This is a genomic window from Pseudorhodoferax sp. Leaf274, assembly GCF_001422445.1.
Classification (GTDB): Bacteria; Pseudomonadota; Gammaproteobacteria; order Burkholderiales; family Burkholderiaceae_C; genus Pseudorhodoferax.
Genome location: NZ_LMNA01000023.1, coordinates 154459 through 177572, shown reverse-complemented (window position 1 = coordinate 177572; position 23114 = coordinate 154459). Strand labels below are relative to the sequence as shown.

General features: G+C 70.0%; 23 protein-coding genes and 2 tRNA genes. 11 read left to right on the top strand and 14 right to left on the bottom strand.

Features of this window, described 5'->3' with window-relative positions:
• Positions 1–67: 67 nt before the first annotated feature.
• Complete coding sequence (locus ASF44_RS18055; protein ID WP_056900615.1) at positions 68–1312, top strand: DUF2325 domain-containing protein; 1245 nt, start codon at positions 68–70, stop codon at positions 1310–1312.
• Positions 1313–1316: 4 nt separating this feature from the next.
• On the opposite strand, the gene ASF44_RS18050 is transcribed toward ASF44_RS18055, so the two are convergent.
• The 3 genes from ASF44_RS18050 to ASF44_RS18040 form a co-directional block, all read right to left on the bottom strand.
• A complete protein-coding gene (locus ASF44_RS18050) occupies positions 1317–1505 on the bottom strand; it encodes a DUF2970 domain-containing protein (RefSeq protein ID WP_056900614.1) in 189 nt (62 codons plus the stop codon).
• Between the two features lie 69 nt (positions 1506–1574).
• On the bottom strand, positions 1575–2282 hold the full coding sequence (locus ASF44_RS18045) for an LrgB family protein (protein WP_156374581.1): 708 nt from the start codon (positions 2280–2282) through the stop codon (positions 1575–1577).
• Positions 2279–2626 carry a CidA/LrgA family protein gene (locus ASF44_RS18040; protein WP_056900612.1) on the bottom strand — a complete coding sequence of 116 codons (348 nt, stop codon included), beginning with the start codon at positions 2624–2626 and terminating at the stop codon, positions 2279–2281. Before ASF44_RS18040 ends, ASF44_RS18045 begins: the two co-directional genes overlap by 4 nt.
• Positions 2627–2733: 107 nt before the next feature.
• Between ASF44_RS18040 and ASF44_RS18035 the strand changes: the two genes are divergently transcribed.
• Positions 2734–4188, top strand: a complete 1455-nt coding sequence (locus ASF44_RS18035) for a PLP-dependent aminotransferase family protein (RefSeq protein WP_056900611.1) — start codon at positions 2734–2736, stop codon at positions 4186–4188.
• On the opposite strand, the gene ASF44_RS18030 is transcribed toward ASF44_RS18035, so the two are convergent.
• The 3 genes from ASF44_RS18030 to ASF44_RS18020 form a co-directional block, all read right to left on the bottom strand.
• On the bottom strand, positions 4160–5074 hold the full coding sequence (locus ASF44_RS18030; protein WP_056900610.1) for a DUF808 domain-containing protein: 915 nt from the start codon (positions 5072–5074) through the stop codon (positions 4160–4162). The genes ASF44_RS18035 and ASF44_RS18030 overlap by 29 nt on opposite strands.
• Positions 5075–5147: 73 nt before the next feature.
• Positions 5148–6575 (bottom strand): GTPase/DUF3482 domain-containing protein, encoded by a 1428-nt coding sequence (locus ASF44_RS18025; RefSeq protein ID WP_082524894.1) that lies wholly within the window; start codon positions 6573–6575, stop codon positions 5148–5150.
• An 8-nt stretch (positions 6576–6583) separates the two neighbouring features.
• Positions 6584–7975 carry a DUF2868 domain-containing protein gene (locus tag ASF44_RS18020; protein WP_156374580.1) on the bottom strand — a complete coding sequence of 464 codons (1392 nt, stop codon included), beginning with the start codon at positions 7973–7975 and terminating at the stop codon, positions 6584–6586.
• A gap of 73 nt (positions 7976–8048) precedes the next feature.
• Here ASF44_RS18020 and ASF44_RS18015 point away from each other — a divergent pair, with 73 nt between their 5' ends.
• Positions 8049–9956: a PhoX family phosphatase gene (locus tag ASF44_RS18015; protein ID WP_056900608.1), complete on the top strand. Its 1908-nt coding sequence runs from the start codon at positions 8049–8051 to the stop codon at positions 9954–9956.
• A 3-nt stretch (positions 9957–9959) separates the two neighbouring features.
• Here ASF44_RS18015 and ASF44_RS18010 read toward each other — a convergent pair whose 3' ends face one another.
• Positions 9960–10478, bottom strand: a complete 519-nt coding sequence (locus ASF44_RS18010; protein ID WP_056900607.1) for a GNAT family N-acetyltransferase — start codon at positions 10476–10478, stop codon at positions 9960–9962.
• A 66-nt stretch (positions 10479–10544) separates the two neighbouring features.
• Between ASF44_RS18010 and ASF44_RS18005 the strand changes: the two genes are divergently transcribed.
• The 4 genes from ASF44_RS18005 (at position 10545) to ASF44_RS17990 (ending at position 14097) form a co-directional block, all read left to right on the top strand.
• Positions 10545–10832, top strand: coding sequence for a 2Fe-2S iron-sulfur cluster-binding protein (locus tag ASF44_RS18005; RefSeq protein WP_056900606.1), 288 nt, complete (start codon positions 10545–10547; stop codon positions 10830–10832).
• A gap of 43 nt (positions 10833–10875) precedes the next feature.
• Complete coding sequence (gmk, locus tag ASF44_RS18000; protein WP_056900605.1) at positions 10876–11496, top strand: guanylate kinase; 621 nt, start codon at positions 10876–10878, stop codon at positions 11494–11496.
• Positions 11497–11513: 17 nt separating this feature from the next.
• Positions 11514–11717, top strand: coding sequence for a DNA-directed RNA polymerase subunit omega (rpoZ, locus tag ASF44_RS17995; protein WP_056900604.1), 204 nt, complete (start codon positions 11514–11516; stop codon positions 11715–11717).
• 91 nt (positions 11718–11808) lie between these two features.
• Positions 11809–14097, top strand: coding sequence for a bifunctional (p)ppGpp synthetase/guanosine-3',5'-bis(diphosphate) 3'-pyrophosphohydrolase (locus ASF44_RS17990; RefSeq protein ID WP_056900603.1), 2289 nt, complete (start codon positions 11809–11811; stop codon positions 14095–14097).
• Here the strand turns inward: ASF44_RS17990 and greB are convergent.
• From greB to ASF44_RS17950, 7 genes are all read right to left on the bottom strand, one after another.
• Positions 14073–14636, bottom strand: coding sequence for a transcription elongation factor GreB (gene greB, locus ASF44_RS17985; RefSeq protein WP_056900602.1), 564 nt, complete (start codon positions 14634–14636; stop codon positions 14073–14075). The genes ASF44_RS17990 and greB overlap by 25 nt on opposite strands.
• Positions 14637–14674: 38 nt before the next feature.
• Positions 14675–15022, bottom strand: coding sequence for a hypothetical protein (locus tag ASF44_RS17980; RefSeq protein WP_156374579.1), 348 nt, complete (start codon positions 15020–15022; stop codon positions 14675–14677).
• Between the two features lie 401 nt (positions 15023–15423).
• Positions 15424–15500 (bottom strand) — tRNA-Arg (locus tag ASF44_RS17970).
• Positions 15501–15612: 112 nt separating this feature from the next.
• A tRNA-Arg gene (locus tag ASF44_RS17965) sits at positions 15613–15689 on the bottom strand.
• A 44-nt stretch (positions 15690–15733) separates the two neighbouring features.
• Complete coding sequence (locus tag ASF44_RS17960; RefSeq protein WP_056900599.1) at positions 15734–16933, bottom strand: amidohydrolase family protein; 1200 nt, start codon at positions 16931–16933, stop codon at positions 15734–15736.
• Positions 16873–17643 carry a TetR/AcrR family transcriptional regulator gene (locus tag ASF44_RS17955; RefSeq protein ID WP_056900598.1) on the bottom strand — a complete coding sequence of 257 codons (771 nt, stop codon included), beginning with the start codon at positions 17641–17643 and terminating at the stop codon, positions 16873–16875. Before ASF44_RS17955 ends, ASF44_RS17960 begins: the two co-directional genes overlap by 61 nt.
• A 15-nt stretch (positions 17644–17658) precedes the next feature.
• Positions 17659–18435: a ferredoxin--NADP reductase gene (locus ASF44_RS17950; RefSeq protein WP_056900597.1), complete on the bottom strand. Its 777-nt coding sequence runs from the start codon at positions 18433–18435 to the stop codon at positions 17659–17661.
• 220 nt (positions 18436–18655) lie between these two features.
• On the opposite strand from ASF44_RS17950, the gene ASF44_RS17945 reads away from it, so the two are divergent.
• From ASF44_RS17945 to ASF44_RS17930, 4 genes are all read left to right on the top strand, one after another.
• Positions 18656–20242: a hypothetical protein gene (locus ASF44_RS17945; protein WP_056900812.1), complete on the top strand. Its 1587-nt coding sequence runs from the start codon at positions 18656–18658 to the stop codon at positions 20240–20242.
• Positions 20243–20255: 13 nt separating this feature from the next.
• Positions 20256–21128 (top strand): UPF0280 family protein, encoded by an 873-nt coding sequence (locus ASF44_RS17940; protein ID WP_056900811.1) that lies wholly within the window; start codon positions 20256–20258, stop codon positions 21126–21128.
• Between the two features lie 79 nt (positions 21129–21207).
• On the top strand, positions 21208–21792 hold the full coding sequence (locus tag ASF44_RS17935; protein ID WP_056900596.1) for an amino acid synthesis family protein: 585 nt from the start codon (positions 21208–21210) through the stop codon (positions 21790–21792).
• A 64-nt stretch (positions 21793–21856) separates the two neighbouring features.
• The gene (locus ASF44_RS17930) at positions 21857–23065 is read left to right on the top strand and encodes an ABC transporter substrate-binding protein (RefSeq protein ID WP_056900595.1); all 1209 of its coding nucleotides are present in this window, start codon (positions 21857–21859) and stop codon (positions 23063–23065) included.
• Positions 23066–23114 lie beyond the last annotated feature (49 nt).

The following is a 23114-nucleotide window of genomic DNA, read 5'->3' as shown; positions in this document are numbered from 1 at the left end:
ATCGCCTATCGCTATGCTTTTCTGTATATTGCGCAGCAGATCTTCCTTCTGACGCCGCAGCCACCCCATGGTCTCTCCGCCCTTTCAGCTGGCCAGCAGTGCCGCGGCAGCGCTGTGCTGCGCACCCGGCAACCCGCACCCACAGCAGATCGCGCCGGTGCAGCGCCGAGCGCGGCTGGCCGACCTCGATCCCCACTACCACTGCTCCATCCTCGGCACCTGCCTGGGCACGGCCAGCCTGCGCAAGCTCGTGGTGCGCTGCCTGCCAGAGCTCGCCCAGGCACCGGATGTCGACATCCACCACGAAGCCGTGCACCTGGCCACGGCCGGCGGCGCGGGCGCCAAGGCTCTGCACAAGGCGCTCGACGAAGCCCATGCCGTGGCGATCAGGCGCTTCGCGGCGCTGGACGGCGCGGCTTTGGCGCAGGCCTGGCAACAAGCCCTGGCCCTCGGCGAAGTGCCCGGCGCTTACTGGGCGCTGCTGACCCACGCCCAGACCACGCCCGCGCTGCGCAAGCGCGCCTTCGGCGATGTGCACATGCTGTCGCACCTGGTGGGCGCAGCGAACCGCGCCGACATCCGGCGGCTGCAGGCGCTCACGCAGCGCAACGCCGACCTGGGCGAGCAGGTCGAACGGCAGCAGCTGCGGCTGCAGGACCTGGCACAGGAACGGCAGGCACTGGCCGAGCGCCTGGAAACCCAGGAACTGGCGCCGGCCCGGTGCAGCGCGCCTGCGCCCGACGTCGCCGCCCTGCAGGCCGACCTGGCGGCGCGCGACCAGGCGCTGGCGCACCAGACCGGCCGGCGCGAAGCGGCCGAGTCGCAGATGCTGGCCGAACGCCAGGCGCGCGAAGCGCTGCAGCAACGTGTCGGCACGGCACTGGAACTGGTCGACGCCTTGCAGGCGGAGCTGCAGGCCCTGGAGGAACAACTGGCCGCGCAGCTGGAGCCCGTGGCACCCGCCCTGCGCTTGCAGGACTGCCGCATCGTCTATGTCGGCGGGCGCCCCGGTTCGAACCGCAGCATCCGCGCCATGGTGCAGGCGGCCGGCGGCGAACTGGTGCTGCACGACGGCGGCATCGAGGACCGCAAGGGCCTGCTGGCCGCCGCCCTACCGCGGGCCGATTTCGCGGTGTTTCCGGTGGACTGTGTGGACCATGACTCCATGGCCACCGTCAAACGGCTCTGCGAACGCCACCAGATCCCGTTCTACCCGGTGCGCAGCGCCAGCGCCGCGAGCTTCGCGGCCCTGCTGGCACGCCTGGCGGACGCGCAGCATCCCGGACCGCGCCGCTGCCTGCGCCACGGCTGAGGGGTTATGGGCCGGCCGCGAAGCGGGCCAGCACCACCAGGCCCACGACCAGCAGCAGCACGATCACGAAAGCCACGAGCACAAGCGGCAGAAAGCCCACCTGCTCGGTGCGCTTTTCAGCCTCGGATTGGCGGCCGCCCAGGCCGACGAAGCTCCAGAGCACGGCGCGCACGGTGCGCAGCAACTTGTTCATGGCCTGAATATGCCGCAGTCCGGCCTCAGAGGACAGCAGCAGTTGCGTGCCCTGCAACCGGAGCAGGGATCAGCGGAACGCCAGCAACAGCGGCACGAGCAGGCTGGTCAGGATGCCGTTCAGGCCCATGGCCAGGGCCGCGAACGCACCCGCCACCGGATTCAGCTGCAGTTCGCGCGCCATGCCGATGGCATGCGCCGTGAGGCCCAGCGCCACGCCGCGCACGACCGGGTCCTGGTCCACACCCAGCCAGCGCAGCAGCGGCTGCGACACCATGGTGCCGGCGATGCCTGTGATCGCCACGGCCACGGCGGCCAGCGCCGTCAGGCCGCCCATGCGCTCGGCCACCGGCATGGCGATCGGCATGGTGGCCGACTTGGGCGCGAGCGAGGCCAGCGTTTCCCACGAGCCGCCCAGTGCCCAGGCGATGCCCACGGCCGAGACGATGGCCGTGGTGGAGCCCACCAGCAGCGCGATGGCCAGTGGCCGCCAGATCGTGCGCACGCGCGGCCACTGGTGGAACAGCGGCACGGCCAGCAGCACGGTGGCCGGGCCGATCAGCAGCGTCAGCGGCTGGGTGCCGCGCGCGTAGTCGGCATACGGCGTGCCACCGGCCAGCAGCAGGCCGACGAGCACCAGCACCGAGGTCAGCACGGGGATCAGCGCCGGGTGCGCGCCGCTGCGCCGGTACAGCGCCAACGTTGCCGCGTAGACCAGCACCGTCAGGGCCAGCCACCAGACCGGCGAGGCCGCCAGCGCGCTCCAGGCCGCCGTCATGCGGCCGCCTGCCGGCGCAGCAGCCACTTGAGCACGAGGGCCGTCACGACCAGCGTGACCACCGCGCCGAACACGCAGGCCAGCAGGAACGGCCGCCACTCGCGCGCCACGCGTTCGAAGTGCAGCATCACGCCGGTCACCGAAGGGATGAACAGCAGCATCATGTGCGGCAGCAAGGCCTTGGCGCCTTGGTCCAGCCCGGCCGGCACGCGCCGCAGCACCAGCAGGCCCGCGAACAGCGCCAGCATGCCGACCACCGAGCCCGGCAACGGCCAGCCGGCCAGGCGCACCACGGCATCGCCCAGCGCTTGCAACAGGAACAGGGTGGCGATGGCGTAGAGCATGGGGCGGCGATGCTAGTGCATGCGGTGGCCGCCGAACACCACCAGTTGCGCGGCTGGGCACCGGATCAGATGCATGACAATGCCGCCGCCCTGCCCGCTGCCCACCCATGAAGCGCTACGAAGCCCTGGCCCACGACATCGCGGACTCGATCCGCGCCGGCGTGCTGCGCCCGGGCGACCGGCTGGCCTCGGTGCGCCACACCAGCGCCAGCCGCGGCGTGAGCCCGTCCACGGTGTTCCAGGCCTATTACCTGCTGGAGGCGCGCGGCCTGGTGCAGGCACGCGAGCGCTCGGGCTACTACGTGGCCCCGCACGCCCAGCAGGTGCCGCCCGAACCGGAGGCCGCCTCTCAACCGCAGGAAGGCTCGGTGGCGGTGGACGTCAGCGCGCTGGTGTTCGAGATCCTGGACGCCAGCATGACGCGCGAGGTCGTGCCCTTCGGCTCGGCATTCCCGAGCCCGCTGCTGTTCCCGCTGGCGCGCCTGGGCCAGTCGCTGGCGGCCAGCGCGCAGGCGCTGGACCCCTGGAGCACGGTGGACGACCTGACGCCCGGCAACGCCGCGCTGCGCCGGCAGATCGCGCTGCGCTACCTGGCGGCCGGCATGCCCATGTCGGTGGACGACATCGTCGTGACCAACGGTGCGCTGGAGGCGCTGAACCTGTGCCTGTCGGTCGTCACGCGGCCGGGCGACACGGTGCTGGTGGAATCGCCGGCCTTCTACGGCGCCCTGCAGGCGCTCGAGCGCCAGGGCCTGTCGGCCGTCGAGGTGCCCACGCACCCGCGCGACGGCATGGACCTCGTGGCGCTGGAGCTAGCCATCGCGCGCCACCGGCCCAAGGCCTGCTGGCTCATGAGCAACTTCCAGAACCCGCTGGGCAGCCTGATGCCCGAGCCTCGCAAGCGCGCGCTCGTGGACCTGCTGGCGCGCCACCAGTTGCCGCTGATCGAGGACGATGTCTACGCCGAGCTGTACTTCGGCGACAAGCGCCCGCCACCGGCCAAGGCTTTCGACAGCCAGGGCCTGGTGCTGCACTGCTCGTCGTTTTCCAAATCGCTGGCGCCGGGCTGGCGCATCGGCTGGGCCGCGCCGGGGCGCTACGCCCAGGCCGTGGCGCGGGCCAAGCTGATGTCCACGCTGGCCACGGCCGTGCCCACGCAGATGGCGCTGGCGCGCTACCTGGAGCGCGGCGGCTTCGACAAGCATTTGCGCAAGCTGCGCCAGACGCTGGCCACGCAGCAGGCGCAGTTCATGCAATCGCTCGGCCGGCATTTCCCGGCCGGCACACGTGCCACCCGGCCGGCCGGCGGCTACTTCCTGTGGGTGGAGCTGCCGCCGCAGGTCGACGCACTGGCGCTGCACCGCCGGGCGCTGGCCCAGGGCATCAGCCTGGCGCCGGGGCCGATCTTCTCGCCCAGCCGGGCCTTTGCCCACTGCATCCGGCTGAACTACGGCCATGCCTGGAATGCACGCAGCGAAGCCGCGCTGGCCACGCTGGGCCAGCTGGTGCGCGAGGCCGCCTCGGCGGTACCGGCTACGAGCGCAGCTTCTTCACCAGCGTGACCGCCGCCAGCACCACGGCGCCGGCCACGACGCCCACCGCCGCGTTGGCCAGCGCCGGCGTGATGGCCTCCCAGAAGGGCCCGCCCGGCCAGATGGCCGTGGCGTGCGCCATCTCCTCGATGCCATGGTGCAGCACCGCCACGCCGTGCGTGAGGATGCCGCCGCCGACCAGGAACATGGCCGCCGTGCCGGCCACCGACAGGCCCTTCATGAGCCACGGCGCCGCAGCCAGGATGCCGCGCCCCAGCGCGGCCTGCGCCCCGCCACGCTTGCTGAGGTACAGGCCCGCATCGTCCAGCTTGACGATGCCGGCCACCAGACCGTAGACACCCACAGTCATCAGCGCGGCGATGCCGACCATCACCGCCACCTGGGTGCCGAACGGACTCTGCTGCACGGTGCCCAGCGTGATGGCGATGATCTCCGCCGACAGGATGAAGTCGGTGCGCACGGCGCCCTTGATCTTGTCCTTCTCCACGGCCACCAGGTCGATGGCCGGGTCGGCGGCCGCCTGCTGCAGCGTGACCTTGCCCGCGCCCTCTTCGTGCTTGCTGTGCAGGAACTTGTGCGCGAGCTTCTCGAAGCCCTCATAGCACAGGAAGGCGCCGCCCAGCATCAAGAGCGGTGTCACGGCCCAGGGCGCGAACGCGCTGATGGCCAGCGCAGCCGGCACCAGGATGGCCTTGTTGAGCATCGACCCCTTGGCCACGGCCCAGACCACGGGCAGTTCGCGGTCGGCGCGCACGCCCGTCACCTGCTGGGCGTTGAGTGCCAGGTCATCGCCCAGCACGCCGGCGGTCTTCTTGGCGGCCACCTTGGTGAGGACCGACACATCGTCAAGAACGGAGGCGATGTCGTCGAGCAGTGCGAGCAGGCTGGTGGCCATGGTGGTTGGTTGGGTGGAAGACGGCGGGATTGTGCAAGAGCTGGCGCCGCGCGCGGCGCCAGCGGGGGCCGCGTCAGGGCGTCGGCTCGAGCAGCGGACGCAGCAGCGCCGCGGCCTCGTCGCGCACGTGCTGGCGCCGCTCCGAGGTGCCGCCGGGCTTCTCCCACTCCGGCCGGCTGCGCGCCGGCTGCACGGCCTGCACCGTGCGCCGCAGTGTCCCGTCCGACGCGAGATCCGGCGCCGTGTCGGGCGCCGCCGCGGGCTGCTGCAGCGGGTCCAGCGCCGCATGGCCGCGTTGGTCGAGCGCACGCGCCAGGCCCACCAGCTGCAGTGCCACGAGGAACAGGAAAGCGTTGTCCAGCGTCAGCTCGCGCACGCCGCCGATCTGGTTCAGCAGCTTGCCGCCGATCTGGCGCCAGCCTTGCGAGACGATGCTGCCCAGCGCGCCGCCCAGTGCCGCACCGGCCCCCAGCGACAGGCCGCCGACGGCCAGGTCGGCGATCACGCCGACCGATGCCCCCACGGCCGCGCCCATGCCGAGCCTGCGCCCGGCCTGGCGCAGCGCCTCGGGGTGGAACAGGTCGCTGTCCCAGCGGCCGTCCTGCCAGGGCAGCGCCGCGAGCCGCGCGTCGTCCCTCTCGAAGCCGTAGACCTCCAGCAACTGGTCGGCCGCGCCGTTCACCAGCACCAGCGCGGTCTGCTGGAAGTCCTGCTCGGCGCGCGCCCGGGCGCCGGCGTCGGCGTACACCGGTTCGCCGATCGCGCGGCGCAGGGCGGCCAGGCGCAGCAGCACGTCGGCCACCGTGCGGCCCGCAGCGTTGCGGCGCGCGGCGGCCTCCTGCAGCAGGTGCCTTGCCACCTGCTGCAGCCGCGCGCGCTGGCCCGGCAGCAGCGTGGAGAGGTCCTGGTAGAGGTGCTGCTCGGCGCCGACGAAGGGCGCCACGGCGTCGAAACGCACCTGCGCGTGCAGGCCGCCGCCGGCCAGCACGGCCTGCCAGTCGGCCAGGCGGCTGGCCGGGTCGCGCACGAAGTTGAGCACCGGCATGACCGGGCGCGCGCAGGAGTTCAGGATCTCGATCTCGGCACGGTGCTTGGGCAGCACGGGCTCGCGGCTGTCGACCACGTACAACGCGGCATCCACCTCCAGCATCTTGCGCAGCACCTTGGCCTCTTGCTCGAAGCTGCCGCGCGCCTCGGGGCCCTGCAGGAAGGTGCGCACGCGCGCGGGGCGGTCCATGGCCGCATCGGCGGCGCTGCCCTGCAGGTAGTCCCACAGCGCCACAGAGTCCTCCAGGCCAGGCGTGTCGAAGAAGCGCAGCGCGGGTGCGCCATCGATGCGCAGCTCCACCACCTCCACATGGCGCGTCGTGCCCGGGCGGTCGGACACCTCGCCGAAGCGGCGCTTGCGCGTCAGCGTGCGCAGCAGCGACGTCTTGCCGGCATTGGTGTGGCCGACCACGGCGATGGCCAGAACGCCGTCAGCGGCTCCGGCAGCGGACACGGGCGGCTTCACGGCGCCTCCAGCCAGGCAAGCGCGGCCTCGGGCGCGGTCAGCACGTCCAGCTGCGGCAGCTTGCTGCGCTGCAGCCAGTCGCGCCAGCGCGCCGTGTCGGCCTCCTGCCGCGCACCGCCCAGCAGCACCGCGCAGGCGGCGCTCAGGCCACAGGCCTCGCGCAGGAAGCGTTCGGTGCCGCGGTCGGGGCTGGACGCGGCGTGGCAGGCCACGAGCAGGCGGTGCGCCGGCGCAGCCCCCAGGCGCTGCAACAGGCCAGCGCGCTCGCCCTGGCTGCCGTCGATGCGCTGCACGTGCACGGCCGTGGGCGGCGCGAACGGCGGCCAGGGCGCCTCGGGCGGCAGCTCGAAACCCAACAGCAGCCGCGTGCCGGCATCGGCCACGGGCGCGGTGCGCGCAGCGGCCGGCGCCGCGCCGGGCTGTTCTGCATCGACCACCTGAGCCGGTTCCATGGCCTCGAAGCGCGACAGCAGCGCGCGCACGCCGGGGTCGGCCAGGTCGAGCGCCAGCCGCCCCTGGCCGCGCCGCCAGGCGACCCAGCAGACGAGCGCGCACAGCAGGCGCACCAGCAGGCCATAGACGGCCACGCAGCCCAGCAGCCACCAGGCCCAGGCGCGTTGCTCGTCGGCGCCGGCCAGCGCGGGCTGCAGCAGCGTGTCGGCCTCGGGCATGGCGAAACCCAGCTGTTGCGGCAGCCAGCCCGTGGCCTGCACGAAATGCACGAAGAACCCGGGTGTCAGCAGCGTGGTCTCCCAGGTCAGGCGGTAGGCGCGCAGCGACAGGCCCAGCGCCAACGCAGCCAGCAGCAGCACGAAGGCCAGCGTCCAGATGGCATGGCTGATGCCTCCGAAGGCCCAGGGCGCCAGCCGCGCGCGGGCCAGCACGTCGGTGGTGGCGCGTGCCAGCTGCACGGCGTGCGGCCCGCGGTCCAGAGGCAACCGGGCGGTGAGTTGCAGCGCCCAGCGGCCCAGTGCGCCGCCGGCGGCCGAGCGCCAGGGCAGCAGCAGGCTGGCCAGCCACAGCAGCAGCGTCACCGTGTGCAGGCCCAGCATGGAGACGAAGGCGGCCACCACGTTGATCTCGCGCGCATCGCCGAGCACCGCGCGCGCCAGCGCCCAAGCGCTGCCGACCACGCCGAGCACCAGCAGCAACAGCACGGCGCCGCCCAGCTGGCGCCAGCGCCGCCATTCGCGCTGCAGGCCCAGCCGCTCGCCCAGCAGCCAGGCACGCTCCAGCACGCGGCCGGCGCCATCGGGCCGGGCGCTGAAGGCCTGGCGCATGGCCTGCCCGTCCTCGAGCCGGCCGTCCTCTTCGACCAGTTGGACGGCGCGCACGATGGCGGCCTGGGCCAGAGGGCTGCGTCCAGGGGCGGGATGGGGCGGTGACATCGGGCGGGACGACAGGGGCGCGTGACAATCGGACGCGCAGCATGCCACAGGGGCAGGAACCACCAGGAACACGATGGCCAAGGACTTCAGCCGCATGGAACACAGCAACCGCTCGGGCAACCCCAGCCTGGCCCAGGTCTCCGACCCGGCGCGGCGGCTGTGGCTGCTGGGAGGCCTGGGCGCGGCCACGGCCGCGATGCTGGCGCCGCTGGCGGGCTGCGCGGTGCCGGCCGGCGGTGCCGGTGCACGCATGGGCTTCGAGGGCATCCCGGCCAGCGCTGCCGACCGCGTCGTGGTGCCGCGCGGCTACCGGGCCCAGGTGCTGGCGCCGTGGGGCGAGCCGGTGGGGGTGGAAGGCCACATGCCGGCCTTCCGCGACGACCTCTCGAACAGCGCCGAGGAGCAGGCCCTGCAGCTGGGCATGCACCACGACGGCATGGGCTTCTTCGCACTGGACGGCGGCCGGCGCGGCCTGCTGGTCATCAACCACGAATACACCGACGACGGCATGCTGCACCCGGGTGGCATGCGGCCCTGGACGGTGGAGAAGGTGCGCAAGTCGCAGGCGGCGCACGGCCTGTCGGTGGTCGAGGTGGCACTCGACGGCGGACTGTGGCGACTGCAGCGGCCCAGCCGCTTCGCACGCCGCATCACGGCGAACACGCCCTGCGCGGTGGCGGGCCCGGCGGCCGGCCACGCGCTGCTGCGCACGGCCGACGACCCGGCCGGCCGCAGCGTGCGGGGCACGCTGAACAACTGCGCGGGCAGCGCCACACCCTGGGGCACCTACCTGGCCGGCGAGGAGAACTTCCGCTTCTACTTCGCGGGCGGCCGCGACCGCGACGCCGACCAGCGCCGCTGGGGCATGACCGAGCAGGCCTTCTTCCGCTGGCCCGCGCACGACGTGCGCTTCGATGCGCGCCAGCATCCCAACGAGTTCCACCGTTTCGGCTGGATCGTCGAGGTCGATCCGATGGACCCGGATGCCGCGCCCGTCAAGCGCACCGCCCTGGGCCGCGGCGCGCACGAGGGCGCCTGGGTGGCCACCACGCAGGACGGGCGCGCCGTCGTCTATTCGGGCGAAGACGCGCGCTTCGAGTACATCTACAAGTTCGTGAGCACGGGCCGCATCGCACAGGCCTCACCAGGCCAGAGCGCCGCCCAGGCCAACCGCGCGCTGCTGGACCATGGCATGCTGTACGTGGCCCGCTTCGACGCCGACGGCACCGGCCACTGGCTGCCGCTGGTCCACGGCGAAGGCCCGCTCACGGCGGCCGCCGGCTTTGTCGACCAGGGCGCGGTGCTGGTCAGGACGCGGCAGGCGGCCGATCTGCTGGGCGCCACCCGCATGGACCGGCCCGAATGGCTGGCCATCGACCAGGCCCGCGGCGTGGTCTATTGCACGCTGACCAACAACAGCGCGCGCGGCGCGCCGGGCCAGCCTGGCGTGGACGCGGCCAATCCGCGCGCCAACAACGTCATGGGCCAGGTCATCCGCTGGCAGGAAGAGGGCGATTTCGACGGCTTGCGCATGCGCTGGGACCACCTGTTGCTGGCCGGCGACCCGGCCAATGCGCGGCGCGATGCGCGCGGCAACATCCGCGGCGACCTGTTCGCCTGCCCCGACGGCCTGCTGCTGGACGCGCGCGGCCTGCTGTGGATCCAGACCGACGCGGCGGCCGACGAGATGCGCCGTGGCGAGATGCAGGCCATGGGCAACAACCAGATGCTGGCCTGCGATCCAGCCACGGGCGAGGTGCGGCGCTTCCTGACCGGGCCCGTGAACTGCGAGATCACCGGCGCCACCATGGCGCCGGACGGGCGCACGCTGTTCGTGAACATCCAGCACCCGGGCGAGCCGCCTTCGGACCGCAGTGCGCCGGACGAAACCATGAAGTACTCGACCTGGCCCTACGGCGGCCGGCCGCGCTCGGCCGTACTCGCCATCCGCCGCGAGGACGGCGGGCTGGTCGGCACCTGAAGCTCAGTCGACGGCGCGCTTGAGCCGCATCTCCTCGATCCGGATGTCGCCGAACGGCGTGGTGCGCGCCGTGTTCAGTTCGCGCTTGAAGCCGGCCAGGTCGAAGAAGCGCAGTGCGCGCTCGTTGCGCAGCGGAATCCAGACCGTCACGCTGGTGCAGCCTTCGTCGCCCAGGCCTTCGCGCGCGGCATCCCACAGCGCCAGGCCTGCGCCCTTGCCCCAGTGCTCCGGAACCACGTGGATGGCCCAGACCTCGCCCACGGTGGGCTTGCTGCCCTTGTCGCGCGAACGGTCGAAGGCGACGAAACCCACCACCTGGCCGTCCGCACGGGCCACGTACACCTGCGGATCTCCGAACTCGATGGCCTCGCGCCAGTGCTGCAGGCGCTTGGCCACGGGCTGGGCGTTCAGGTGCTCCTGCGGCACGATGCCGGTATAGGCGGCCAGCGTGGCGGCGGCGTGGACATCGACAATGGCTTGGGCGTCGCGCTTCTCGGCGGGACGGACTTCGTAGAACGACATGTGGGTGCGGGAGGCTGAAAAAAGCCCTCCATTGTCGCCGCAAGCCGCGCCCTACACTCGCCGCCCATGTCTGCCACCTTCACCGTGCGGCTGCAGCGGCCCGGCGCGGACCCTGCGCAATTCGAGGCGCCCGGCGACCTGCCGGTGCTGCTGGCGGCCGAACGCGCCGGGCTGGCCATGGAGAGCTCGTGCCGCAACGGCACCTGCCGCAGCTGCATCTGCCTGATGGAGGCCGGCAGCGTGGCCTACCGCATCGCCTGGCCCGGCCTGTCGGCCGACGAGAAGCACGAGGGCTGGATCCTGCCGTGCGTGGCCTACGCCACGGGCGATCTTGCGCTGGCGCTGCCGCTGTAGGACACGCTGCTAAACTCGGCCGCCCTTTCAGCTTCCGTTCGCCATGGACTATCCCGGCAACCTGATCGTCGTCGCAGCCCCCAGCGGGGCCGGCAAGTCCAGCCTGGTCAAGGCGCTGCTGGAAATCGATTCGCGCATCCAGCCCTCGGTCTCGCACACCACGCGCGCGCCGCGCGGCCAGGAAAAGCATGGCCGCGAATACTTCTTCGTGCCCGACGCCGATTTCGACACCATGGTCGCCTCCGACGGGTTCGTCGAATGGGCGCATGTCCATGGCCGGCGCTACGGCACCTCCAAGAAGGCCATCGAGGACCGCATCGCCCAGGGCTCCGACGTGATCCTGGAGATCGACTTCCAGGGCGCCATGCAGATCAAGAAGACCTTCGCCAACGCGGTGTTGATCTTCATCCTGCCGCCCAGCTGGGAAGAGTTGCGCTCGCGCCTGGAACGCCGCGGCGAGGATGCGCCCGAGGTCATCGAGCTGCGGCTCAAGAATGCCGCCGTGGAGATGGCGCAGGCCGAAAACTTCGACTTCGTTATAATCAACGAGTTGTTCGACCGGGCCGTTTTCGACTTGAAAACCATCGTGCATGCCCAGCGACTCAAATACCTGGCGCAGGTGCGCGCCAGGGTCGACACCTTCAAATCCCTGCACATCCTCTGAGAGGACTGGAGTCCACCATGGCCCGCATCACCGTCGAAGACTGCCTCGAGCAGATCCCCAACCGCTTCCAGCTGGTGCTGGCCGCGACCTACCGCGCCCGCATGCTGAGCCAGGGCCATGCACCCAAGATCGAGAGCAAGAACAAGCCCGGCGTGACCGCACTGCGCGAGATCGCCGCCGGCAAGGTCGGCCTGGAGATGCTCAAGAAAGTGCCGACCTGAGCGCCACTCGCCTCGTCTGAAAAGGCACCGCCATGCGGTGCCTTTTTGTTTGGCGCCGCGCCCTTGCGGGCTCGCACGCTACAGTAAGCGCATGAATGCCGCGTTGCCCACCACTGCAGACAGGACACCGCCCCCCTCTCGCGCGCCCGCCTCCCCCGCCGCGGCCAATGCCGCCGCAGCCAGCTTTGCCGCCCTGACCGCCAGCCTGGACTACCTGGATGCCCAGGGCATCGAGCAGGTGCGCCAGGCCTACCGTTTCGCCGACGAGGCCCACCTGGGCCAGCTGCGCTCCAGCGGCGAGCCCTACATCACCCACCCCATCGCCGTGGCCACGCAGTGTGCCGCCTGGAAGCTGGACGCCCAGGCGCTGATGGCCGCACTGCTGCACGACGCGATGGAAGACTGCGGCGTGACCAAGCCCGAGCTCATCGAGCGCTTCGGCGCCCCGGTGGCCGAACTGGTGGACGGGCTGACCAAGCTGGACAAGCTGCAGTTCAACACGCGCGAGGAGAGCCAGGCCGAGTCCTTCCGCAAGATGCTGCTGGCGATGGCGCGCGACGTGCGCGTGATCCTGATCAAGCTGGCCGACCGCAGCCACAACATGCGCACCATGGGCGACATGCCGCGCAGCAAGTGGGCCCGCATTTCCAAGGAAACGCTGGACATCTACGCGCCCATCGCCCACCGGCTGGGCTTGAACGTGACCTACCGCGAGCTGCAGGAACTGGCCTTCCAGCACCTGATGCCGTGGCGCCATGGCGTGCTGGCCAAGGCCGTGGCCAAGGCCCGCAGCCGGCGCCGCGACCTGGTGCAGAAGGTGCAGCAGGAAGTCGAGGCGGCTTTCGCCAATGCCGGCATGAAGGTGCGCATCGCGGGCCGCGAGAAGACGCTCTACTCCATCTTCCGCAAGATGGACGACAAGCACCTGTCGTTCGCCCAGGTCAACGACATCTACGGCTTCCGCGTGATCGTGCCCGGCGTGACCGACTGCTATACCGCACTGGGCGTGCTGCACCAGCTCTACAAGCCGGTGCCAGGCCGTTTCAAGGACCACATCGCCATCGCCAAGGCCAACGGCTACCAGTCGCTGCACACCACGCTGGTCGGGCCGTCCAACATCAACATCGAGTTCCAGATGCGCACCGATGCGATGCATGTGGTGGCCGAATCGGGCGTCGCCGCACACTGGCTCTACAAGGCCAACCACCCGGACAGCGCCACCACCGACCGCATGGGCACGCAATGGCTGCAGTCGCTGCTGGACATCCAGCAGGAGACGCGCGATGCATCCGAGTTCTGGGACCACGTCAAGGTCGACCTGTTCCCCGATGCGGTCTATGTGTTCACGCCCAAGGGCCAGATCATGGCGTTGCCGCGCGGCGCCACGGTGGTCGACTTTGCCTACGCGATCCACAGCAACGTGGGCGACCGCACGGTTGCCGCGCGCATCAATGGCGACCAGGCGCCGCTGCGCACCGAACTGCACAACGGCGATGTGATCGAGGTCATCACGGCCCCCGTCTCCGCACCGAATCCGGCCTGGCTGGGCTTTGTGCGCACAGGGCGCGCGCGCTCCAAGATCCGCCACCACCTCAAGAGCCGCGCCATCACTGAGTCGGAAGACCTGGGCGAGAAGCTGTTGACGCAGGCGGTGCGCGCAGAAGGCATCGAAGCCCTGCCCGACCACGGAACCGATGGCCAGCCGATCTGGGACAAGCTGCTGCGCTTCTCGGGCAACCGCACGCGCGCCGAACTCATGACCGACATCGGGCTGGGCAAGCGCATCGCCAGCATCGTCGCCAAGCGGCTCAAGGTGCTGATGACCGAAGGCGGCGGGGTGAAGACCGATCCGCTGCTGATGACGCGCGAGCGCTACACCGCGCACGAGACCGTGTCGCAAGGCGGTGTGCTGATCGACGGCAGCGAGAACGCCTCGGTGCAGTTCGCACGCTGCTGCAGGCCGGTGCCCGGCGACGAGATCGTGGGCTACCTGGGCCGCGGCGAAGGCCTGTTCGTGCACACGGCCGACTGCGCCACCGCCAAGCGGCTGCAGTACAAGGACAGCGAGCGCTTCATCGCCGTGGCCTGGTCCGACGAGCCGGTGCGCACCTTCGAGACCGGCATCGTCGTCACCGTCAACAACGGCAAGGGCGTGCTGGCGCGCGTCGCGGCTGCGCTGGCCGCCTCGGAAGTCGACATCACCCACATGGACATGGGCCAGGAAGAGGCCCAGGACGCATCGGATCTGCGCTTCGTGGTGGCCGTGCGCGACCGCGCCCACCTGGAAATTGCGCTGCGCAACCTCAAGCGCATGCCTGCGGTGCTGCGCGCCGTGCGCGCGACGCCCGCGCCCTATCAGGCTGCGGCCGGCGCCGGGTAGCACACCTCCAGCACCTCCAGGTCGCGCACGCCGGAGGGCGTGGGCAGCCGCACCTCGTCGCCCACGCGTGCGCGCAACAGCGCCCGCGCGATCGGTGCCACCCAGCTCACCTCGCCAGCCGCGCTGTTGGCTTCGTCGATGCCGCGGATGGTGATGGTCTGCTCCTCGCCCTGTGCGTCGGCATAGGTCACCGTGGCGCCGAAGAACACCTGGTCGCTGCCATGGTGCACGCTGGGGTCGGTCACCTCCGCAATCTCCAGCCGCCGGGTAAGGAACCGGATACGGCGATCGATTTCGCGCAGCCGCTTCTTGCCGTAGAGGTAGTCGCCGTTCTCGGAACGGTCGCCGTTGCTGGCGGCCCAGTGGACCACCTCGACCACCTTGGGCCGCTCGTTGTCGATCAGGTCCAGCAGTTCGGTGCGCAGGCGCGCGTAGCCCTGCGGGGTGATGTAGTTCTTGCCGCCCGCGGGCAACGCGGGCAAGGCCAGTTCGTCCTCGTCCTCGCCGCTGTCGCTTTCTTTCGTGAAGGCTTTGCTCATGGCGCTAGTTTCCGGCAAAAGGCCGGGTGCCAACCTGGCTAGAGCCGGGGCAGGTCGCGCAGCGTGCGTCCGGGCAGCGAGGGATCGACCTCGATCAGTTCGGTGCCATCGGGCTGGACATGGACCTTGACCACCTGGTCCATCGGCGACGTGCCGACGTAGCCTGGAAACAGGGGCACGACGGCCTCGGCCTCCAGCAGCTTGTCCACCACCTCGAGGGTGTCGACGACGCTTTCCCGCGACAACGGCCGCGGCACGGCGCCCGCCGCGCGCGCCAGTTCGCGTTGGTCGGCCAGATACCAGCGCACGCGCCGCACTTCGCCTTGGGCGTCCAGCTCGACACCCGTCACGACGTGGGCAGGGCCCTCAGGCGCCAGGGTGCTCATGGCGCGATGTATGGCGGCGTTGCACATGCACGGGCTTGCCGGGGTGCCCGGGCAGGCGCGTGGGGACATCACCTTCGTCGGGTGGTTCCTGCACGGGGGTGCCCGGCTCGGGGTTGCCAGGTTCCTCGTCGTCGAATGGGCCGACCGGCGGCGGCACGGGGGGCACCGGGTGCGGCGTCGGCACGGAGGCCAGGCGCCGCAAGCGAAGTGGCTGGCGCAGCGGCGGGGAAAGGGTGTCGAGCATGCGTATCCAATCCAAACGAGCCCGCATCTTCATGGGATCGGCGGCCAAGCTGCATCGTCGGATGGCGCGTGCCGCTGTAGTCGATGGCCGACAGGGCAAGCCAAAAAAGAGCCAAAAGAAAATGGGCCGGTCCCTTGTGAGGACCGGCCCATCGGTTTGGTGCGGCTGGCAGGAATTGAACCCACGACCCCTTGGTTCGTAGCCAAGTACTCTATCCAACTGAGCTACAGCCGCGAAGCCTAAGAGTATATACCGGCAAATCGCCGAATTGGCGCGTCGAGTCCGAATTCGTCCGAAACGGAAAAGAAAATGGGCCGGCCCCTTGAGAGGACCGGCCCATTCGGTTTGGTGCGGCTGGCAGGAATTGAACCCACGACCCCTTGGTTCGTAGCCAAGTACTCTATCCAACTGAGCTACAGCCGCGAAGCCAGCGATTATAGGGCATGTTGAACGGCTCGGGCGAACTTTCAGTGCGCGCTGGAGACGACCACCGGAACCTCGGTCGCGGGCGGCGTGTTGCGGCTGCGCCCGCAGCGCACGAGCCCATCGATCATGACCATGCCGACACCTGGCAGGTCGCCCAGCTGCACGCTTTCCAGCAGCGTGCGACCGGCGGTGTGCTGGGCCCGGTCCATGAACACGAAGTCGGCCGCACGCCCGACTTCGATGAGCCCGCAGTTGAGCTTGCGGATCTTGGCCGTGTTGCCGGTCGCGAAACAGAACACCAATTCGGCCGGGATGTTCGCCAGGCTGGACAGCATGGCCACCATGCGCAGGATGCCCAGCGGCTGCACCCCCGAGCCGGCCGGCCCGTCCGTGCCCAGGATCACACGGTGCGGGCACTTGAGCTGCAGCGCGGCCTGCGCGGCGGCGATGGCCACCCGCTCGTTGCCGTTGTGCACGATCTCGATGGCGCGGCTGGACTTCTCGCAGAGTTCGCAGACATGGGCCTCGGACAGCGAGGTGTGGCCGCCGTTGATGTGGCCGATCACGTCGGCGTCGGCCTCCAGCACCACGTCCTTGTCGATCAGGCCCGAGCCCGGGATCGACGGGCCGCCCGTGTGGATGGTGCTCTGGATGCCGGCCGCCCGCGCCCACTTGACCATGGTGGCCGCCTCGGTGCCGCCCTTGACCGAGCCCAGGCCGATCTCACCGAGCAGGCCGACGCCGGCAGCGGCCAGTTCCTTGAAATCGCTCTCGACCATGCCCTTCTCGATCACGGGCGCACCGGCCAGCACCTTCACCCCGCCAGGGCGGAAGTTGTCGAAGGCGCGCTGCGCGGTGATCGCCAGGGCCTTCAGGCCGACGATGTCCTTGGGCCGGCCCGGCAGGTGCACCTCGCCAGCGGAAACCATGGTGGTCACGCCGCCGTTGAGCATGGACTCGATCCAGCCGAGCTGGTTCTGGCGCGGCGTCCAGTCGCCGAACACCGGATGCACATGGCTGTCGATGAGACCGGGCGCGACACAGGTCTGCCTGGCGTCGATCACCGTGGTGGCACCTTCGACATCGCAGTCCTTGAGCTTGCCGACGGCAGTGATGAGACCGTCGTGGACAACGATGGTGTCGGCTTCGAGGATGGGCTGGTCGATGTCGCCCGACAGCATCAGGCCGATGTTGCGGATGACGACTTTTCCGGACGCGGCGGTGGCGGCGGCTTCTGCCATGTGGGGTTTTCTCCGTGGGGGCTGGGGGAATCGTTGTGCGGCACGGGCTCGCGCATCACGGTGCGCAGCACGGCATCGACGACGAAGGCCTCCCAGCGCGCGGAGGCCGCGGCGTCGTCGATGCGCTGGCCCAGGAACTCGGACAGCGTGAAGCGGTTGGACTGCGGGAAGTAGCCCAACGCGGCAATCATCATGTAGACGTCGTGCACGGCCAGGTCGTCACGGAACACGCCCTGCGCGGCACCTGCGGCCAGCAGCAACTGCAGCACCGAAATGGCGGGCGACGAATACTGCTGCGCCGACTGCATCTTGGCGATGTGGCGCCCCTGCAGCAGGTTTTCGTTGTTGAGCAGGGTGACGAACTCGGGATGCCGGCGGTAATAGCCGCAAACGAAGCGCACCACGGTCTTGAGCGATTCCACCGGCTGGTGCTCGTCGAGCGCCAGGGCTTCCTCGGCCTCGTTCATGCGCCGGTAGATGTCCTCGATGACAGCGATGTACAGACCTTCCTTGCTACCGAAGTAGTAGTAGATCATGCGGTCGTAGGACTTGGCCGCCTTGGAGATCTGGCCCACGCGCCCGCCAGCGAAACCATGCTTGGCGAAGATGCGTGTGGCCGCGCGCAGCAGGTTGGCGCGCGAGGCGATGACCGCCTGCTCCCGCACCCCCGGCTTGCGCTGGCCGTCTGCAGTCTTCGCGGGCCGGGGCATGGGCGGGCGCCGGTCTTATTGTTCGACGAAGGCGCGCTCGACGACGAAGTCGCCCGGCGTCGTGGTGTTGCCTTCCTTGAAGCCGCGGTGCTCCAGCAGCACCTTGAGGTCGCGCAGCATGGCCGGGCTGCCGCACAGCATCACACGGTCTTCGGCGGCATTGATCTGCGGGAGGTCCAGGTCGTTGCAGAGCTTGCCGTTCTCGATCAGGTCGGTGATGCGGCCCATGTTGCGGTACGACTCGCGCGTGACGGTCGGGTAGTAGCGCAGCTTGCTGCTGACCAGTTCGCCCAGCACCTCGTGCGCCGGCAGGTGCTCGGTCAGCATGTCGTGGTAGGCCAGCTCGTCGACCTGGCGCACGCCGTGCACCACGATGACCTGCTCGTAGCGGTCGTAGGTGTCGGGGTCGCGCACGATGCTCAGGAATGGTGCGAGGCCGGTGCCCGTGCCGAACAGGTACAGGCGCTTGCCGGGCAACAGGTAGTCCGTCACCAGCGTGCCGGTGGGCTTGCGGCCGACGATGATCGAGTCGCCGACCTGGATGTGCTGCAGCTTGGAGGTCAGCGGGCCATCCGCCACCTTGATCGACAGGAACTCCAGATGGTCTTCGTAGTTGGCGCTGGCGATGCTGTAGGCGCGCAGCAGCGGCTTGCCGTTGTCGCCACGCAACCCGATCATGGTGAAGTGCCCGTTCGAGAAGCGCAACGACGGGTCGCGCGTCGTGGTGAAGCTGAACAAGCGGTCGGTCCAATGGTGGACGCTCAAGACCTTCTCTTCGTTGAATGCGCTCATGACGTTCGACTATGGGGTAGCAAAGGTGAAACGGCTGATTTTTTCACATGCCGCGGCGGCCGCTGGCGTCTGCGGCATGCGAACGGCATGGCTATTGCCTGTTCGGATGCTTGCGGCCCCGGGCGATTCTGAGTAGCATCAGCCGCACTCACGTTAAGTGAATGCTACATGAAACGCGTGGCCGCGGCAAGGCGCGGCACCGCAACGGAGCCCCACGATGCTGAACGAGCACACCAAGACCGACGGCCTGCCCGATGTGCCGGACGTGCTGTCGCCCCAGGGCCTGGAGCGCGCCCGGCCGCGCAACGAGCGCATGGCCAGCGACAAGGTCGAGTGCAATGCCTGCCCGGTGCTGTGCCAGATCGGCCGCGGCCGCAGCGGGGCCTGCGACCGCTACGCCAACGACGAGGGCGTGCTGGTGCGCGTGGACCCCGTGGTGCTGCTGCAAAGAACGGTGGACGCCGAGCAGCCGCTGGTCCCCTTCACGGCACGCGATGCGAACGGCACCGACGAAACCGCCCCGCTGGCCCCAGCCCCCCAGGTCTTCGTCACCGGCATCGGCGCCTCCACCACCTACCCCGATTACAAGCCCGCGCCCTTCATCGTCGCCTCCGAGGCCGATGGCGTGGACATGGTCACCGTGGTCACCGAGGGCATCTTCAGCTACTGCAGCCTCAAGCTCAAGATCGACACCGACCGCTGGCTCGGCCCGGAGCAGGCCAACGTGCGCTGCAAGGGCGAGGTCATCGGCCACGTGACCACCGCCGAATATGGCTCGCAGATGCTGTCGCTGGGCGGCGTGCACCACCTGACCGGCGGCAGCAAGAAGGAGGGTCGCGTCACGCTGGACGCGATGCAGCTGCTGGGCAACAAGAAGCCGGTGGAGCTGACCATCGACGGCGGCGCCCAGCTCACGGTGCAGGCCGGCCAGGCGCCCATCGTCAACGGCGTGCTGGAGCAGCGCATGCGCGTGGGCTGCGGATCGGCCACGGTGGGCATCTTCGCGCGGCAATTCCACGGCGTGGCCGACGAGGTCATCGTCGTCGACGACCACATCACCGGCGTGCTGACCGAACACCAGGCCGGCCGCTGCCTCGGCATGCGCGCGGCCGGCATCAAGGTGCGCGGCCGCAAGTCCACGCCGGGCCGCTACTTCCAGGTGGCCAACCCCGGCACGGGCTGGGGCGGCACCGACATCGCCGACCCGCTGTCCATCATCGAGGCATGCGAGCCCGATGCGGCCTGGCCCGGCCTGCGCCTGCTGATGGTCTCCACCACAGGCGAGCACGCGGCCTGGTACGTGCTGGACGACCAACTCGTGCCGCAGCCCGCCTCCATGCCACAGGAGGTCGCGCATGTCGTCGCGCGCATCGGCGAGAACTGCGAACCCTCGCTCACGACGGTGCTGTTCCTGGGCGGCGCCGGCGGCAGCCTGCGCGCGGGTGTCAGCGAGAACCCGGTGCTGCTCACGCAGGCCATCAAGAAGTCCGCCGTCAACGTGACGCTGGGTGGCGCGCCGGGCTACGTCTGGCCGGGCGGCGGCATCACCGTGATGGTCGATGTCATGCGCATGCCCGACAACAGCTTCGGCACCGTGCCGACGCCGGCCATCGTGGCGCCGCTGGAGTTCACGATGCGGCTGTCCGACTACGAACGCCTGGGCGGCCACATGGAACAGGTGCGCTCGCTGGCCGACACCCTGCGCCACGGCGCCTGGCACAACGACGGTGCGCCGCGCGCACGCCGCATGCTGCCGCCTGCCGCCGGCAACGGCTGGCCCGTCGGGCAGCCACCGCTGCTGGGCTGACACCCGCCGCGCCATGGGCCCGAGCCGCAGCACGCTGCCCAGCGGCCGACAGCACTTCCAGCACGGGCCGATCGACCTCGTGATCGCCGCCGAAGGCGACGCCGATGCCGTGCAGGCGGCGCACGACGCGGCCTGGCTGCGTTTCGCGAAGGTGCTTGCCGAACTCGTGGCCGAGCTGCCGCTGCTGCGTGCACCGGTCGGCGCCGGCTGCCCTGTGCAAGGCCCTGTGGCATGCCGCATGTGGCAGGCCTGCGCACCCTACCGCAGCGGCTTCATCACGCCGATGGCCGCCGTCGCCGGAGCCGTGGCCCAGGAGATCCTTGCGCACTACACCGGCGCAGGCATCGCGCGCGCCTGGGTCAACAACGGCGGCGACATCGCCATCCATCTGACGGCGGGGCAGCAGGTGCGCGTGGGCCTGTGGGCCGACCTCGCCCGCTTCCGCCCGGGCGCCAGCGCCCACAAGCTGACCACCGACGCGCAGTTCGCCATCACGGCCGACCGGCCCGTGCGCGGCGTCGCCACCAGCGGCTGGCGCGGGCGCAGCTTCTCGATGGGCATCGCCGACAGCGTGACCGTGCTGGCGCGCGATGCGGCTGCGGCCGACGCCGCCGCCACCGTGATCGCCAATGCCGTGGACGTGCAAGACCCGCGCATCGCACGCCGCCCTGCCGACCAGGTCAAGGACGACAGCGACCTCGGCAACCGCCTCGTCACGGTCGATGTGCCGCCCCTGCCCGCAATGCTGGTCGACCGGGCGCTGCAGGCCGGGCTGGCACGCGCACAGGCTTTGCGCGCGCAAGGCCTGATCTGGCATGCTGCGCTGGTTTGCCAGGACCGTTGGCGCAGCACCGGCGAGGCCCTCGATCTGCAGTTGGTGCAGTAATTGCTTAATGAAAGTACCTAAGCGCAAGCCCAGCCGCCGATCGCACAATGCCCTCCTCTTTGCCACCTGAACCGCAGCCATGCCCGCAGAGATCCGCAAACTGATCGTTCAAGTCGATGAAACCCGCCTCGAAATGGGGCGCCCCGTCACGCCGCCGGTGCGCCGCGCACTCGCGATGGCCGTCATCACCAATCCGTTCGCCGGCCGGTACGAAGAAAACCTCGACGCGCTGATCGCCATCGGCGAGGAGCTCGGCGGGCTGCTCGGCGAGAAGTGCGTGGCGGCGCTGGGCATCGCACCCGCCGAGGCCGAGGGTTACGGCAAGGCCGCCATCGTCGGCGAAGCCGGCGAACTGGAACACGCGGCCGCCATCCTGCACCCCAAGCTCGGCGCACCGCTGCGCCGTGCCGTCGAGAAGGGTGCGGCCCTGGTGCCATCGGCCAAGAAGGTCGGCGGCATGGGCTGCGCCATCGACGTGCCGCTGGGCCACAAGGACGCCGCCTTCGTGCGCAGCCACTTCGACGCCATCGAGGCGCGCGTGCCCGATGCGCCACGCGCCCATGAGATCGTCGTGGCCGTGTCGGTCACGTCCGGCGGCCGGCCGTTGCCGCGCGTCGGCGGCCTGCAGGCCAGCGAGATCGAGGGCAAGGACGGCCTGCGCTGAGCGCCCGCCACCGTCCACTGCCCACGCCAGAATGCTTCCATCGTCCCCCTCAGGAGTCTTTTCGATGAAATCCATGCGTCACCTGTTCAGCGCCGCCTCGGTCCTCGCGCTTGCCACGTTGGTCCCCGCACACGCGCAGGGCGTGATCAAGATCGGCGAGATCAACAGCTACAAGGCGCAGCCCGCCTTCCTGGAGCCCTACAAGAAGGGCATGGACCTGGCGGTGGAGGAGATCAATGCCAAGGGCGGCGTCAACGGCAAGAAGATCGAGCTCATCACGCGCGACGACAACGGCAGCCCGGGCGACACCGTGCGCATGGCCGAGGAGCTGGTCTCGCGCGAGAAGGTCGACCTGCTGGCCGGGGCCTTCCTGTCGAACACCGGACTGGCGCTCGCCGACTTCGCCAAGCAGAAGAAGTTCTTCTACCTGGCCGGCGAGCCGCTCACCGACAAGATGACCTGGCAGGGCGGCAACCAGTACACCTTCCGGCTGCGCCCCGGCACCTACATGCAGGCCGCCATGCTGGTGCCCGAGGCCGCCAAGCTCAAGAAGAAGCGCTGGGCCATCGTCTACCCCAACTACGAGTACGGCCAGTCGGCCACAGCCGCGTTCAAGCAGTTGCTCAAGGCCGCGCAACCGGACGTGGAATTCGTCGCCGAGCAGGCCACGCCGCTGGGCAAGGTCGATGCCGGCAGCGTGGCGCAGGCACTGGCCGATGCCAAGCCCGACGCGATCTTCAACGTGCTGTTCGGCGCCGACCTGACCAAGTTCGTGCGCGAAGGCAACACGCGCGGCCTGTTCAAGGACCGCACCGTGGTCAGCGTGCTGACAGGCGAGCCCGAGTACCTGGACCCGCTCAAGGACGAGGCGCCCGACGGCTGGATCGTGACGGGCTACCCCTGGTACTCGATCAAGACGCCCGAGCACGCCGCCTTCGAGAAGGCCTACCAGGCCAAGTTCAAGGACTACCCGCGCCTGGGCTCGGTCGTAGGCTACAGCATGATCAAGTCGGCCGCCGCCGGCATCGCCAAGGCCGGCAGCACCGAGTCCGACAAGCTGGTCGCCGCGTTCAAGGGCCTGCAGGTGGACAGCCCCTTCGGCAAGATCACCTACCGCGCCGAAGACCACCAGTCCACCATGGGCGCCTTCGTCGGCAAGACCAAGAACGACGGCGGCAAGGGCGTGATGGTGGACTACGTCTACCTGGACGGCGCCGACGCACGCTTCCAGCCCGCTGCGGCGGACGTCAAGAAGTCGCGCGCGCAGGACTGATCGCCAACATACGCGCCGGGCACCGGCTGCGCGGTGCCCCTGCCTGACG

Coding starts and splice junctions, on each gene's coding strand:
- ASF44_RS18055 (WP_056900615.1), top strand. CDS start 68: ATGGTCTCTCCGCCCTTTCAGCTGGCCAGCAGTGCCGCGGCAGCGCTG.
- ASF44_RS18050 (WP_056900614.1), bottom strand. CDS start 1,505: ATGAACAAGTTGCTGCGCACCGTGCGCGCCGTGCTCTGGAGCTTCGTC.
- ASF44_RS18045 (WP_156374581.1), bottom strand. CDS start 2,282: ATGACGGCGGCCTGGAGCGCGCTGGCGGCCTCGCCGGTCTGGTGGCTG.
- ASF44_RS18040 (WP_056900612.1), bottom strand. CDS start 2,626: ATGCTCTACGCCATCGCCACCCTGTTCCTGTTGCAAGCGCTGGGCGAT.
- ASF44_RS18035 (WP_056900611.1), top strand. CDS start 2,734: ATGAAGCGCTACGAAGCCCTGGCCCACGACATCGCGGACTCGATCCGC.
- ASF44_RS18030 (WP_056900610.1), bottom strand. CDS start 5,074: ATGGCCACCAGCCTGCTCGCACTGCTCGACGACATCGCCTCCGTTCTT.
- ASF44_RS18020 (WP_156374580.1), bottom strand. CDS start 7,975: ATGTCACCGCCCCATCCCGCCCCTGGACGCAGCCCTCTGGCCCAGGCC.
- ASF44_RS18015 (WP_056900608.1), top strand. CDS start 8,049: ATGGCCAAGGACTTCAGCCGCATGGAACACAGCAACCGCTCGGGCAAC.
- ASF44_RS18010 (WP_056900607.1), bottom strand. CDS start 10,478: ATGTCGTTCTACGAAGTCCGTCCCGCCGAGAAGCGCGACGCCCAAGCC.
- ASF44_RS18005 (WP_056900606.1), top strand. CDS start 10,545: ATGTCTGCCACCTTCACCGTGCGGCTGCAGCGGCCCGGCGCGGACCCT.
- gmk (WP_056900605.1), top strand. CDS start 10,876: ATGGACTATCCCGGCAACCTGATCGTCGTCGCAGCCCCCAGCGGGGCC.
- rpoZ (WP_056900604.1), top strand. CDS start 11,514: ATGGCCCGCATCACCGTCGAAGACTGCCTCGAGCAGATCCCCAACCGC.
- ASF44_RS17990 (WP_056900603.1), top strand. CDS start 11,809: ATGAATGCCGCGTTGCCCACCACTGCAGACAGGACACCGCCCCCCTCT.
- greB (WP_056900602.1), bottom strand. CDS start 14,636: ATGAGCAAAGCCTTCACGAAAGAAAGCGACAGCGGCGAGGACGAGGAC.
- ASF44_RS17980 (WP_156374579.1), bottom strand. CDS start 15,022: ATGAGCACCCTGGCGCCTGAGGGCCCTGCCCACGTCGTGACGGGTGTC.
- ASF44_RS17960 (WP_056900599.1), bottom strand. CDS start 16,933: ATGGCAGAAGCCGCCGCCACCGCCGCGTCCGGAAAAGTCGTCATCCGC.
- ASF44_RS17955 (WP_056900598.1), bottom strand. CDS start 17,643: ATGCCCCGGCCCGCGAAGACTGCAGACGGCCAGCGCAAGCCGGGGGTG.
- ASF44_RS17950 (WP_056900597.1), bottom strand. CDS start 18,435: ATGAGCGCATTCAACGAAGAGAAGGTCTTGAGCGTCCACCATTGGACC.
- ASF44_RS17940 (WP_056900811.1), top strand. CDS start 20,256: ATGGGCCCGAGCCGCAGCACGCTGCCCAGCGGCCGACAGCACTTCCAG.
- ASF44_RS17935 (WP_056900596.1), top strand. CDS start 21,208: ATGCCCGCAGAGATCCGCAAACTGATCGTTCAAGTCGATGAAACCCGC.
- ASF44_RS17930 (WP_056900595.1), top strand. CDS start 21,857: ATGAAATCCATGCGTCACCTGTTCAGCGCCGCCTCGGTCCTCGCGCTT.